The sequence below is a fragment of the Metasolibacillus sp. FSL K6-0083 genome (genome assembly GCF_038630865.1).
GTDB classification, from domain to species: domain Bacteria; phylum Bacillota; class Bacilli; order Bacillales_A; family Planococcaceae; genus Metasolibacillus; species Metasolibacillus fluoroglycofenilyticus.
Map to the genome: position 1 here is coordinate 320491 of NZ_CP152046.1, position 13105 is coordinate 333595.

Annotated in this window: 13 protein-coding genes; 4 read left to right on the top strand and 9 right to left on the bottom strand. The window is 37.3% G+C overall.

The genetic code is table 11. The annotated features are described in order from the left end of the window. Positions 1-58: 58 nt before the first annotated feature. From MHB51_RS01455 to MHB51_RS01480, 6 genes are all read right to left on the bottom strand, one after another. Positions 59-1153, bottom strand: a complete 1095-nt coding sequence (locus tag MHB51_RS01455) for an ABC transporter permease subunit (RefSeq protein WP_342558831.1) — start codon at positions 1151-1153, stop codon at positions 59-61. Next, positions 1150-2031 carry an ABC transporter ATP-binding protein gene (locus MHB51_RS01460; RefSeq protein WP_342558832.1) on the bottom strand — a complete coding sequence of 294 codons (882 nt, stop codon included), beginning with the start codon at positions 2029-2031 and terminating at the stop codon, positions 1150-1152. Before MHB51_RS01460 ends, MHB51_RS01455 begins: the two co-directional genes overlap by 4 nt. Next, on the bottom strand, positions 2028-3245 hold the full coding sequence (locus MHB51_RS01465) for a hypothetical protein (protein WP_342558833.1): 1218 nt from the start codon (positions 3243-3245) through the stop codon (positions 2028-2030). Before MHB51_RS01465 ends, MHB51_RS01460 begins: the two co-directional genes overlap by 4 nt. Positions 3246-3476: 231 nt before the next feature. Beyond that, a complete protein-coding gene (locus MHB51_RS01470; protein WP_342558834.1) occupies positions 3477-3809 on the bottom strand; it encodes a hypothetical protein in 333 nt (110 codons plus the stop codon). Between the two features lie 213 nt (positions 3810-4022). After that, positions 4023-4565 carry a hypothetical protein gene (locus tag MHB51_RS01475; RefSeq protein ID WP_342558835.1) on the bottom strand — a complete coding sequence of 181 codons (543 nt, stop codon included), beginning with the start codon at positions 4563-4565 and terminating at the stop codon, positions 4023-4025. A 301-nt stretch (positions 4566-4866) separates the two neighbouring features. Further along, entirely contained in the window at positions 4867-6027 is a 1161-nt protein-coding gene (locus MHB51_RS01480) for a GGDEF domain-containing protein (protein WP_066162470.1), read from the bottom strand. Between the two features lie 96 nt (positions 6028-6123). Between MHB51_RS01480 and MHB51_RS01485 the strand changes: the two genes are divergently transcribed. After that, complete coding sequence (locus MHB51_RS01485; protein WP_342558836.1) at positions 6124-8055, top strand: translation factor GTPase family protein; 1932 nt, start codon at positions 6124-6126, stop codon at positions 8053-8055. A gap of 231 nt (positions 8056-8286) precedes the next feature. Here MHB51_RS01485 and MHB51_RS01490 read toward each other — a convergent pair whose 3' ends face one another. The 3 genes from MHB51_RS01490 to MHB51_RS01500 all read right to left on the bottom strand — a co-directional run bounded on the left by MHB51_RS01490 (position 8287) and on the right by MHB51_RS01500 (position 10376). Beyond that, positions 8287-9153 carry a hypothetical protein gene (locus tag MHB51_RS01490; protein ID WP_342558837.1) on the bottom strand — a complete coding sequence of 289 codons (867 nt, stop codon included), beginning with the start codon at positions 9151-9153 and terminating at the stop codon, positions 8287-8289. A gap of 1 nt (position 9154) precedes the next feature. Then, positions 9155-9691, bottom strand: coding sequence for a sigma-70 family RNA polymerase sigma factor (locus MHB51_RS01495; protein WP_066162479.1), 537 nt, complete (start codon positions 9689-9691; stop codon positions 9155-9157). 157 nt (positions 9692-9848) lie between these two features. Further along, positions 9849-10376, bottom strand: a complete 528-nt coding sequence (locus tag MHB51_RS01500; protein WP_107942882.1) for a transcription repressor NadR — start codon at positions 10374-10376, stop codon at positions 9849-9851. A gap of 235 nt (positions 10377-10611) precedes the next feature. Between MHB51_RS01500 and MHB51_RS01505 the strand changes: the two genes are divergently transcribed. The 3 genes from MHB51_RS01505 (at position 10612) to ruvA (ending at position 13101) form a co-directional block, all read left to right on the top strand. Beyond that, positions 10612-11418 carry a LysM domain-containing protein gene (locus MHB51_RS01505; protein ID WP_342558838.1) on the top strand — a complete coding sequence of 269 codons (807 nt, stop codon included), beginning with the start codon at positions 10612-10614 and terminating at the stop codon, positions 11416-11418. 1 nt (position 11419) lies between these two features. Further along, complete coding sequence (locus MHB51_RS01510; protein ID WP_342558839.1) at positions 11420-12247, top strand: phosphotransferase; 828 nt, start codon at positions 11420-11422, stop codon at positions 12245-12247. Between the two features lie 233 nt (positions 12248-12480). After that, complete coding sequence (gene ruvA, locus MHB51_RS01515; protein ID WP_107942879.1) at positions 12481-13101, top strand: Holliday junction branch migration protein RuvA; 621 nt, start codon at positions 12481-12483, stop codon at positions 13099-13101. Positions 13102-13105: the final 4 nt, after the last annotated feature.

Genomic DNA, 13105 nt, shown 5'->3' on the forward strand with positions numbered 1-13105 from the left:
GGTGCAAATAAGAATTGTCGCTATGCTTTCTGTACAAAAGTAATTTGCTGAATCAAGTTTAAACTTCACGCATCCGCTGAATACGTAGTAGGGCAAGAATATAAATAATTATCGCTAATAGTAATGTAATTGGAATACATTGATACCAGCTTGCGCCAACTTGTTGAATGGACAAACCCGCGAAAACGTATAAAAATGGATTAAGCCAATTGACAACACCTATTTGCATGGTGAAAAAGCCGATTAATAATATACTAATTGTTATAAGTAATGTGACAATCGAATTTTTAATAAATAAGCTTAGCAAGAAAAGTATAGAGATAGCCAACAAAATCACAATTGTTGTGCTAAGCAATCCCCATATTATATAGTCGCGAATCGTAATAAAAGATATTATGCCATCTACCTCAACGAAAATTGGATAGGCAAACGAGCCTACTTGACCGAATAGATAGCCTACGCCCCATGTTATACCGAATAATCCTAGCGTTAAAAGTAAATAAGTGACAACAGTTGTTGCCCATTTTGCGTGCAAAATAGCTGTTTTACGAATGGGCTGGGTATAAAGTAAACGAATACTACCCTGCTCAAATTCCAGCGTTAATAAATCACCTACTACTAATAGCAGTAAAACAATTGCTCCTATATTAATATAAAGCGTCGCCACTTGCTTTATATAGTTTGGCAAATTCGTACTATAGTTTTCAAATGTTGGCTCAATCCCTTGTGATAACAGCTGTTCATTGAAAAGAATCGTCGGTTCAATAGCGCTATTTTGAATAGAAAAATCACCACCTGCTTCCTTATACAAGGTAAGCGTTTGTAAAAAGTCGTTTTCTATTTGTAAACGCTTTTCCCAATCAGTTGATTTTACTAGAGGAGCCCATTCGTATAATAAATTTAACGCCTTTGCTAAGTGCTGTATTTGTTCATCTGTCTGCCCACTTTCAGGTGACTTTTGCAGCACACGTAATAGGCTTTGCGCTTCTTGTGTATAAGCAGTGACACGTTTTACTTCTTCTTCTAATGCTAAATCTTGCATGGCGAAATTTCGGAAAAACAAGCCTACTCCTACAAATAGTAAAATGGCAAAAGTATAGAGGAAACGGCGACTAAAGAGAATTTTCTTTACTTCAAAAATAAATAGTCTCATTTTCTCAGCTCGCTTTCAAATAGCTCCATATAGCGTTTTTCAGCCCCAATCTTTTTATTTTCAATATGGCGTATTTTCACATCATTCTCATTAAGTGTATCAATGACTTGCTGTAATGCTAGGTCCGCCTCACTAAATATAAAGTGGTCCGCCTCCATTGTGACAGGGAGCTTGTTTGTCGTAAAAATGTCACGTGCCTTTTCGCTATTGGAAACATAAATTGAATAGTGTGCGATATTTAATTTTTCTAAAGATTCCTCTAAAATTTCGCCATCTTTCATGAAATAAATCGTATTTGTCATTTTATCAATTTCCTCAAGATTATGAGAGGAAATAATGATTGTTGAACCCTTTGCATGCAAATCCATTAGAATATGACGCATATGGATGGCGCTTGTCGGGTCAAGTCCGTTAATTGGTTCATCAAGTAAAATTAATTTAGGCTCATTTAAAATGGCCATTGCTAACAATAGATGCTGTTTCATACCAAGTGAATAGCTACGCACTCTTTTTTTTGCATATTTATCCATACCGACATATGCAGCTATTTCTTTTGCTTTTCGAGCAGGTAATTTTTGTGCATGGCAAATAAAATTCAAATGATCAGCACCTGTTAAATCTCCGTATAATACACGATTATCCTGTAAATAAGATACCTCATAAAATAGGCTAGGGTCTGTATGCTTCTTTCCGAGAATAGTAATATCCCCCTCTTGAAATGGCAGTAAATTCATTAAACAATTCATCATTGTTGTTTTACCAGAGCCGTTTGGTCCAATAAGTGCAATGATTTGTGGTTCTTCCACTTGGAACGTAATATTTTTTAACACCAGTTGCTTTTTATAGCTTTTCTTCAGCCCTTGTACATTAATAATCATGACATAACCCCTTTACGTAGCTTTATACTGCAAAATGTAACAATAAGTACGATTAATGTGCTTATTGCTAATGATAATAAGCCTTGTTGATAGGTGAACAATGTATTGTTATGAATAATCGTATATTCCCCATTTAAAATCGGATATACAGTAAGGTAATGGAAAGGAATCCATTGCGTCCAACTTAATAAAAATGTTTGCTCTGTTAATGCTTGACCAAGCACTAACACAATAATCGTTAGCCCAATCGCTAAAATAGCGCGATTTGTCAAAACAGAAAATAAAAATAGCAAGCCAAAGCCAAATGCTAAAACAAGTACAAATAATCCCCCCGCCTTGCTTAAAAACTGAGCAATTGACAAAAAGGAATACGTTCGTTCTGGACCATAAATTAAAATAGGGTATTGCCAATCTCCAAGTCGATTAAAAAGTGTACCAAGACCGACACCGATAATTGCTGTTAAGCTAACGATAAGAAGGGAGCCAACCATAACTGTAAACGCTTTCGACAACCAAAATGAAGAGCGGCGAATCGGCATAGTGCGGAGTAAATGAATTGGTCCATTGCGTCCAAAGCCTTCTTTCGTCAAAATATCCGAGAATAAAAAGAGTAAAAAGATGAGTCCAACCAAGCTAAAGCCATATTGGAACAGATGAAACAGAAAATATGTGCCAGTGGAGGAATGAAAAGATGATAGACTTTGAGCTAGTTGTTGTACAAGTGGCTCAGAGAAATCTTGGTCATATAGCGTAGTGCCTTGATTTTCTAAGCCTGACGCAAGGGGCTGAACCGACTTTTCCTCCATCCAGCGCATTTTATCCATATGTACTAGGACAGTAAAAGGTGTTGGATAAAGATAGCTGTTTTTATATATTTCTAAATTTTTTAAGGCTATTTCTTCAGATTTAGAAAAATTTAGTAGACTCCCTTGCCAATATAGATTCCAGTTACGCTCTATTAATCCTTTCTGCATAATCTGAAATCCTTTATATTGACGTTTTAAATTATCTAATACTTCTTTTTCCATTGGACTTAAGTTATCTATATCCTCTTCCATCGAATCTACATATTCTTCAAAAAAAAGAACATTTTCAGAAACATACATTTCTATTTCTTCTAATGATGTCGATTTTTTATCAATATAAAAAAAATAAGTAGTAATCACAATCGCTAAAAGCAAGGTCAAAAAATAACTTATTCTTGACCTTTTCATTTTTGTCCATTCCAGTCGAAAAAAATGGAGCATACCCATCCCCCTTTTTGTGAATAAATATAATTGAACAGAATTAAAGGAGCTTTGGAGAATGTAGATATAATCCTACTTCTTCCAAAGCTCCTTTGGCTTAGATAAGTTACTCATTAAAAAATCATTCAGAATAGTAGGTAACCTAAAGAAAGATGTTCATTTTGATTAGTAACACGCATATTTCATTGTTCAAGGTAACTACTCAGCGCTATTAAGGGCGGCAGGTGCTGGACAATTCCCTGATAGGCAGTGAACAGTTCCTGAATAAACAGCTACCAAATAGTCATCCTGTACACGCGGTACCACATATTGAAGTGTTAAGGTACCAGTCCATCCCAAGGAATTATAATAATAGGTTCCAGGAATAGTTGCCCCTTTTGAATAAAGCACGTCGTGAGTAACATTTCTTGAGATACTCATAACTTCTATTAAAGAGGAATTATCATTTAAAGTATTTGCTTGGACTGGTGAATGTGAAACTCCTCCAAAAAGAAATCCAATTGATAGAGCTCCAATTATTATTTTTTTCATATTTTCCCTCCATAACTATATTATCTCGAATTTAAAGTTAAATATAAAATTTTCCATTATGCATAAGTTTTGGAATATATTCCTTGGATTTATTGTACTATATTTTGTAATTTAATTATATATTTTTCTTTCGACAACATTTTATTTGTAAATTCGACATGATGATAATATATTAAAATTAGATACCTCTATTATTAGTTATACACTAGCTTATTATTCTCCAACCCTAGTTTGCCAAGCATAAAAGGCAATTCCTTTATATTCTTTCTCATAAGTTAATTTAAGCACGTATGTGTAGATACCTTCCTCACTAGGCAATACAAATTTATTATCAATTAATTCTGTTGGTATAAATTGGTCAGCTTCTACTTGAAACAATTCAATTGTTGTTGCAAAAGGAAGTTTTTCGTCTGGATTACTGATATCCTCTGGTAAGGTGATAATTTCTACCTGTATCTGTTCCTTAGGCTGATTTCGAATTGTACGATAACCATCAAAAATATCCTGTTTTGGTGCCTCGTTTAATTCAGATAAACATTTTGTCAAATCCGGATTCCAACAATATGATAACAACGGTAAATCAATTCTCATATCATTTTTAGCATCGTTGATATAGATACCTCTCGGTTTCACATTACGCTCGTAAAATGTTGGTTCCACCTCCACCTCCATCTTCACCTTTTCTTTTTCCACTTGATTATTTTGACAACCAACAAGAAATAGTAAACAACAAAGTAAGTTTAATAGTTTTATCATTTCAAATACCTCCATCAATTTCCAGTATTCATGTAATTATAATAAAAGATAGTAAAAAAGACAAATCTCTAAGAAGAAATTAAGGAACTGCTGAAAACCTAATAAACTAGTCCAATATCTATTTAGAGTAACCTATGATGAGGAATTCAAAGGTATTGCTTATTATGCTTGGCAAGGTAAGGTAGAACAATAATAGAGGAAGCTGTTAGCAAGAGGGCACTGAAAAAGTCTAAGAAATAATTAAAGCGATTACGTAAAAAGAAATCCATTTACGCAATCGCTTTTCTGTCTATTTACTATATTAAAAGGTTACAGCATAAACTTGATTACGACCATTTTCCTTTGCATGATATAAAGCTTTATCAGCGTTTGTATAAAATGCATCTAAGGAGATGGCTGTCTGAACTTCTGTTGTAGCGGAGCCTAAGCTTAATGTACATTGTGTTGAAATATGCTGAAATGAATATTGGGAAATGGTAGTCCGCAATGCTTCTGCTAGCTTAGTTGCTCTGTCGATTTGGCAGTTTGGTATTAAAATGACAAACTCATCTCCGCCATAGCGCCCAAAAATAGCCTCTTTCGGAAGTGCATTTGCAATTACTTTGGCAATCTCTCTCAGTACATAATCCCCAGTATCATGTCCGTATGTATCATTAATCCCCTTAAAGCGGTCAACATCAAAAATAATAAAGGAAACCATGCTTTTTTTCTTTAGCGCTGAGGCAATCAGAGCATCTGCGCGCTGAATAAAGGCGTGTCTATTATAAATATTTGTTAACTCATCCATCATAGCCATACGTGTCAATTCAATATCTGTTTGCTCTTTTACGAGTAAAATAAAACCAATGCTACCGACGAGCATTTCGATAAATCTCGTCAAGAAGGCAAGTGTTTGATATTCATTTTCTGCAAAAAGCGTTACGTCGGTTGAAACAAATAGTGCATTATATGTACGCAAGACAAGTGACAGTGCAATGGCACTATATAAAATAAGCATGATGCGTTTCAAAATCGATGCTTTACAAGTAAGATAAAATGCTCGGATTGGGAATCCAATCAGTACAGTAATGGTTATAGATATAATAGCAATGCGCACATTGTCAAAATTATAAAACAAAATAGCTGCATAAAAGCTAAGTAAACCAAATAATGATACAATAACGATAGCTTTTCTCGCCATATCTGTGAGACATTTTAGCAACAACAGTAGTGCAATACATTCAATCATTGTACCGATAAGCAACAGTGTATTACTTAAGAAAATGGATACGACAAATGGCAATATTTCGCGAAATAGTATAATAGTATATGCAATAATTTGTAGGAGCTTTCCTATTACAAATGTCCAAATAGTACGGTTATTATACTGGTAGCTGTATGCTGAAATAAGCATGATAACACAGTAATGTCCAATAACAAGCAAAAGAATAACCGTCTTTATATCAAGTAATAAAAGTGACATATATCTGTACCCCTAACTACATCAAAGAAATTGTTATTATTATACACAAAATAATGTTTAAAGTCGATTGGAATTATAGTGAAAAAAGGTGAAGTGATGTTTAAAACAATTGGAATTTTAGCCCATGTAGATGCAGGGAAAACGACTTTTTCCGAGCAGCTACTTTATCATATGGAAGGCATTAAAGAAAAGGGGCGTGTTGATAATAAAAATGCTCATTTAGATTTTCATGCATTAGAAAGGGCACGCGGAATTACAATTTTTGCAGAGCAAGGGCGCTTTCAATATGAAGGTGATACATATACATTAATTGATACGCCGGGGCATGTTGACTTTTCTCCTGAAATGGAGCGCGCGATTCGCGTAATGGATTATGCGATTGTTATTGTGAGTGCAGTGGAGGGAATTCAGGGGCATACCGAAACCGTATGGCAGTTACTGCAAAAATATAATGTGCCAACATTTTTATTTATAAATAAAATCGATCGTGAGGGTGCAAATAAGGAGCAAGTACTTGCAGCGCTTCATCAAGAGCTGTCAGAGGAAATTTTATTTATAGAAAATGATACGAGTGAGGAGAGCGTTAAGGAATGGCTAGCTGAGCGTGATGAACAAATGCTCGAATTGTTTTTAGAGGGCAAGCTAGAAAATACGATTGTTATGACACAACTGCAAAAGCAAATTGCAGCGCGTAAGCTTTTCGTTTGCATGGCAGGAGCGGCACTAAAGGATGAAGGGGTATTACCATTTTTTCAGCAGCTTGCTAAGCTCACAATAGCGTGCTTTGATACTACAGCGCCATTTCAGGCTGAAGTATTTAAAATACGGCATGACTCTACTGGACAGCGACTTACTTTTATGAAGGCATTGCAGGGACGCTTACAAGTACGCGATGCGTTTACATTTGGTGATACAACAGAAAAAGTAACGGAAATCCGCTATTATAATGGAGCGAAGTTTGAAACAACGACAGTTGTGGAGGCGGGTGAAATATTTGCAGTAAAGGGCTTAAACCAAGTGGCGATTGGTAGTGTTATTGGGGGTATACCAAATGAAAGCACATTGAAATTAGTGCCAACATTACAGGCCAAGGTTGTCTATCATGGTGATTTGCATATGAAGGAAGTGTGGCAGCAGTTCCGTTTATTAAATGAGGAAGAGCCTTCATTGCGTGCAATTTGGCAGGAGGAATTACAGGAAATCCATGTTCATGTCATGGGGGTGATTCAGCTAGAGGTACTAACTGAGATTGCGAGGGAGCGCTTACATCTTGCGATTACATTCGCTAATCCGCAAATCATTTATAAAGAAACGATTGCTACAACTGTAACAGGATATGGGCATTTTGAACCGCTAAAGCATTATGCGGAAGTGCATTTACTTATGGAGCCAGTAGCGCGTGGTACAGGTATTTTGTTTCACAGTGTTTGTCATGCAGACGATTTATCAGTGGGACATGTTCGCTTAGTGGAACAGCATTTATTTGAAAGAGCACATAACGGCTTATTGACAGGCGCTGCGTTAACGGATATTAAGTTCACACTGCAGACAGGGCGCGCTCATGTTGAATATACGTCAGGCGGCGATTTTCGAGAGGCAACTTTGCGCGCACTCCGTCAAGGATTAGAACAGGCTGAAAATGTGTTATTAGAGCCTTATTATTATTTTAAGATGAAGGCAGCCAATGATTTTTTAGGGCGTATGATGCACGATGTACAACAAGCGCATGGCACTTTTGAAGCACCCACTATGACAGAAACCAGCGTTACATTAATAGGGAAAGTACCTGTTGCTACATTTATGAACTATAGCACGACATTTGCAGCCTATACAAATGGCAGGGGCGTGCTAAGCTTGCAATTTGCTGGCTATGATGTCTGCCATAATCGCGAGGAAGTCATCGCGCAAAAAAACTATGATAAAAATGCAGATCCACTTTATACGTCATCTAGTATTTTTTGCAAAAAGGGCAAAGGTGAAATTATTCCATGGGATAAAGCGAAAGCTGCAATGCATTGTTTGAAATGAACGTGGAATAAAGTGAACCTTCAATCAGTGGGGGTTTTCTTCATCCCCCACTGATTGGTAGTTTCACCAATCGGGTTTTTACAGGCTGTTGGATCCCCCACTTAAACATCTTGATTTTATCTGTTGTTTTGAAGTGGGGGTCTTACAGCCTGTTAATACGGGATAAATCTAGAATGAGAGAAAATGACTGGCTAGAAAATGGACTAAGACGCTATTCTCTAGCCAGCTTTTTTACTCGGCAGCTTGTAATGTAAGTGTTAATGCATCATAGGAATCTCCATTAATGACAAGCGTGTAGTAATCGCTGTAAGAGTTATCTAATGAGAATGGCTGAGCAATTTTTCCATGCTGCTTATTCCCCTCGCTATCTTTGTAATCAAATGTGACATCCAATGCAATTGTTTTATGGAATGTATTATGATTACGAGGAATGTTGAATGAAAGGGAATTGCCATGAGAAAGCTTGTTTTTTGGTATTGTGTAGCTTTCATCATTGATTGCTAGTTCCAGATTAGATAAGTCGATGGACGACTGATTTACAAATTGTAGTTCGTATTCCTTGCTTAAATAAAGACTAGTACTATAACGATTTCCATTCTTGTCGACCACGATTCGCGGGGCAATTTTTTCGAATGTTACAATAAGCTCGTTATTGCTATAAACAAAATACGAAGTGCCCTCTGTTTTGACAGATATATTTGGATAAATCTTTTTATTTAATCGCTCTTCTGCACGAATAGATTCATCGACTTCCTCTGGGTCTAAAATGAGTGGATTTTGAGGAATGACTCCCATTTCACCATCGTAAAAATAAAAAGTAGAATGATGTTCTCCAGCCCGTTCACTTTGGAAGAACTGTCCATCCAAATCGTTTTCGGTAATACGATAGTTGGCTGTGTGTTCGTCTTGTGAAAAAGTGGTGCTAAGTATTATTAAAATAAGTACGGAGAGTGAAAAGGCGATTCGTGGCATCCAACTTCCTTGCTTTTTTTGTTGTGTTTTCGCTTGAATTGCAATTCGTTCTTTTTGGGTAAACTGTGCATTTTGAAAAACATTTTGTTCCATTGTATTGCGCAAATTTTTTAATCTTTTTTCCACCTTAATCCCTTCCTTCTAATAAAGTTTTTAAATTTCCTCTAGCACGCCTTAATCTGGTCTTTACAGTATTTTCATTGCAGCGCAAAATGGTTGCGACCTCATGGATGGATAGTTCCTCATAGTAATAAAGCAAAATGACTTCTCGATATTTGATAGGTAAGGTGAGTACAGCATGAGCTAATGCTTCATTTGTTTCTTGTTGGATTAAAAAACTTTCCGGAGGCGGCTGGGCTGGTAGCTGTTGATCGTAGCCGCTATCTTTCACAATAATGCGCTTAAACCAAGCAGTGCGGTAATAGTCCTTTGCGCGATTAATTGTAATGCGGTAAATCCATGCTTTGTATGATTGAATAGCGTGTTTTTTATCGTATTGTTCATAACAAGTAAGAAATACATCCTGTACGATTTCCTGTGCTTTGCCCCAATCTTGCACATAGCTATAGGCAAGCTTTGTTAAGGCAAGCCCGTATGTATCCATCAAAGCATCAAGCCAAACTTCTGGCGTAGTTTCTAATATAATTTGCTCTACCTCTATCATCCCCTCACATCCTTTCCTTGCCCCTAAGACGACCTAAAATCCTATTACGTTTCAAAAGAATGAAAAAAGATTGCAGCAAATTGCTACAATCTTTACTTTAAGCTAATTTTACCATATTTAGTTAGATGTAGCATTGGTTTTAAACAAAGGATAGCACCTAGTTTTCAACTAAATAGCCTTTGTCACGCAATCGTTCTTCTGCTAAATTCAGTAAGTCTTCAGCAGGTGCGCTAATCATATGCATATGTGTTCCATCTGTTAAAATGGATAAATAATTAGCTTTTGTATCCTTAACACGCTTAACGAAGGCATCTACTTCAGGGCGATTAGATACCATGATGGAGGCGGTAATTTCACCATATACAGCATGCTCAACAATCACATTGTTAATCGTCACGCCACAATCGACTATTGTGTACATTTCATCTAATGCATTTTCGGCGCTATGCGTACAAACAATTTTTCGTTCAATATGTGCTGCTTTTTCTAAAGGCATATATAAATAACCTTGGCTCGTCGCAATAATTGGCTCATTGCGTGCTTTTAATAAATTCATATCATTAACAATCACTTGACGTGATACATTCGCATGCTTTGCTAAATCCGTACCAGTAATTGGTTTCCCAGCTACCTTTAATAATGATAACAGCTCATAGCGACGTTCTTCACCTAACATTTTTTTCATGCAATCACCTCCAATAATTTAATCATTCTTCAGCGAAATTTAATAGAGGAACTGACAATGTACGCGTGTAAAACAGTACTTGTTTTTTTGTCGGCTTGAAAAACCGAGGTGTAATAGATGTATATAAACAATTTGTCCTAACATAGTGTAACACGAGAGCATCTAGATGTGCCTAAAAGATTTGTGTCCATTTTTTTATTTCCACATATGATAAAGCGAGAAAAGGAGGATGCCCATGCGAGTTCATATTGTCCAAAAAGGCGATACACTATGGAAAATTGCCAAACAATATAGTATCGGCTTTGAGGAGCTAAAACGCTTAAATGCTCATTTAGCAAATCCAGATTACATCGTACCGGGAATGGAAATTTACTTACCAGACGGTCATCACGTAAAGGAAAAGCCGAAAGAGCAGATAAAGGAAAGGGTGGAGAGTCCGCGACAAAATATGCCGTTACCAACACCAGCACCACCAAAAATTGAACAGCCAATGATGCCGCCGATACAGTGGCAGCCACAACAGCCTGTATGGCCAGAGTTTAATTTATATATGCCGTGGCATATAGATATGACACAAATGCAATCAATGCCGCCGCAGCTACAACAACCGATGATGCCAATGCCAGAAATGCAACAACCTATCATGCCACCACCACAAGCTCAACCGCCGATGATGCCGATGCCAGAAGTTCAGCAACCGATGATGCCACCGCAACAAATGCATCCACAAATGCATCCACAAATGATGCCACAACAGATGCCATTTCCACCAATGTGCATGCCACCAATGCCGATGATGTGCTGCTGTCCGATGCCTACGCCATATGACATGATGATGTATCCGCAGATGCAGTCATTCCCGAATATGCCGCAGCAACAACTTGCTGCTGAAATGGAACAGCAAGCTTCCCCGATGATGGAACAAGAAATGCGCAATGAAAACTTTTATGAACAAATGAACCAGCCTTGCCCATGTACACAGCAACCACAAATGATGCCTTTACCATGTCAGCCAATGCCTTGTCCACCATGGCATTATTAATATGTATATTAAGCACAATTGCTGGAAATGGCAAACGGCATCCGGCACATTCTTTGTCAAAAAATATGAGGATAGCTTAATCGAAAAAAAAGTAAAAAATATTCATCATAAATTAACAGCAATTGCTTTTCCATATCATATTCCGGTTGTTAATACCAATGACGGGGTTGTCATTCAAAAATGGCATGAAGGCCGTAGCGCACGCTTTGACCAGAAGGAAGAGCGGTTAGCGGCAGTCGACTGCTTGCAAGCTCTTCATGAAACAAAAAATGATATTAATTGGCAGCTTGAACCTCTCCCGCGTCAGCAGCTACAACGCAAATGGCGAACAAGATTTGAACGATTTTTAATGAATGAAAAAGAGCTTTCGTATTATTTAGATAAAGATTACAACAGCATTGCCCACACGGCATATAAAGGCTTAAGTAATATGTCTGCAGTGCCTTTACAAACAGAAGGGGCAACTTTGCTACATGGGGATGTTGTGCACCATAATTTTTTGAAAACAGATAAAGGAATTGTATTAATTGATTTTGATTTAGCTGTGTTAGGCTCGCCTATTGATGAAATGGTTTTATGGCTACATCGTGCATTACCGAATGTCGACTATGATTTATCGTTGCTTCTACAAGAGCATCCTTATACAGCAATTTGTATGCCGCAACTATCACATATATATTATCCAAATGAATTGCTGCGTGAATGGCTGTATATTTTACAATTAGAAGAGAAGGAGCGCGAGCCTTTTCTAGATTATTTAATTCCCTTTACTAGAAAAGCATTACAGCATTGGCCGAGGCTAATCAAACAAATTGAGTACCATTCATAAAATGTGTGGGGCGTCTAAAAAGGCTGTGGGGGCTTTGAGACAGTTCATTTAAAAGTAGCTGAATTCAATGTTTCCAACTATATTAAAATAAGCTATCAATTTTTTAAAATAACTGTTATTTTAATAAAACCCGAACAAAACGTCCGAAAAGCAGTGCTCCGCACGCTTTTTGGACGCCTCTCTCTCTAGCTCACTTTGTGCTATAATGAATGCATGATTGTGAGGGATGAAAGATGTACGATTATTTAAAAGGTCAGGTGACGCGTATTACACCTGAATATATCGTCGTAGAGCAGCAAGGAATAGGCTGGCGATTATTTACACCAAATCCATATGCCTTTCAAAAAACGACAGTAGAACAACAGATTTTTTTACATATGCATGTACGTGAGGATGCACAGCTCCTTTATGGATTTACGAGCTTAGATCAGCGTGAGCTCTTTCGGAAATTAATTCAAGTATCAGGAATCGGACCAAAAGGTGCGCTAGCGATTTTAGCGACTGGGAATCCAGCGCAAGTTATTCAAGCGATTGAAATGGAGGACGAGTCTTTTTTAATCAAATTCCCGGGGGTTGGCAAAAAAACAGCACGCCAAATGATTTTAGATTTAAAGGGCAAGCTGGGTGCATTATTAGAGCAAGTCGAGCTGCCAAGTGCAGAGGAGGAGCTACCGTTATTTGGCGTCAATCCGTATAAGCATGAGTTAGAAGAGGCATTATTAGCTTTAACAGCGCTCGGTTATGCGGAACGTGAGTTAGCTAAGGTACAACCGCAGCTTGAAGCAGATGAAACATTAACGACGACGGATGCTTATATGAAGCAAGCGTTAAAGCTGCTATTGAAATTAAAATAGGAGG

Excerpts from the sequence above, each read along its gene's own strand:
- MHB51_RS01455 (WP_342558831.1), bottom strand. The coding sequence starts at position 1,153 with ATGAGACTATTTATTTTTGAAGTAAAGAAAATTCTCTTTAGTCGCCGT.
- MHB51_RS01460 (WP_342558832.1), bottom strand. The coding sequence starts at position 2,031 with ATGATTATTAATGTACAAGGGCTGAAGAAAAGCTATAAAAAGCAACTG.
- MHB51_RS01465 (WP_342558833.1), bottom strand. The coding sequence starts at position 3,245 with ATGAAAAGGTCAAGAATAAGTTATTTTTTGACCTTGCTTTTAGCGATT.
- MHB51_RS01470 (WP_342558834.1), bottom strand. The coding sequence starts at position 3,809 with ATGAAAAAAATAATAATTGGAGCTCTATCAATTGGATTTCTTTTTGGA.
- MHB51_RS01475 (WP_342558835.1), bottom strand. The coding sequence starts at position 4,565 with ATGATAAAACTATTAAACTTACTTTGTTGTTTACTATTTCTTGTTGGT.
- MHB51_RS01480 (WP_066162470.1), bottom strand. The coding sequence starts at position 6,027 with ATGTCACTTTTATTACTTGATATAAAGACGGTTATTCTTTTGCTTGTT.
- MHB51_RS01485 (WP_342558836.1), top strand. The coding sequence starts at position 6,124 with ATGTTTAAAACAATTGGAATTTTAGCCCATGTAGATGCAGGGAAAACG.
- MHB51_RS01495 (WP_066162479.1), bottom strand. The coding sequence starts at position 9,691 with ATGATAGAGGTAGAGCAAATTATATTAGAAACTACGCCAGAAGTTTGG.
- MHB51_RS01500 (WP_107942882.1), bottom strand. The coding sequence starts at position 10,376 with ATGAAAAAAATGTTAGGTGAAGAACGTCGCTATGAGCTGTTATCATTA.
- MHB51_RS01505 (WP_342558838.1), top strand. The coding sequence starts at position 10,612 with ATGCGAGTTCATATTGTCCAAAAAGGCGATACACTATGGAAAATTGCC.
- MHB51_RS01510 (WP_342558839.1), top strand. The coding sequence starts at position 11,420 with ATGTATATTAAGCACAATTGCTGGAAATGGCAAACGGCATCCGGCACA.
- ruvA (WP_107942879.1), top strand. The coding sequence starts at position 12,481 with ATGTACGATTATTTAAAAGGTCAGGTGACGCGTATTACACCTGAATAT.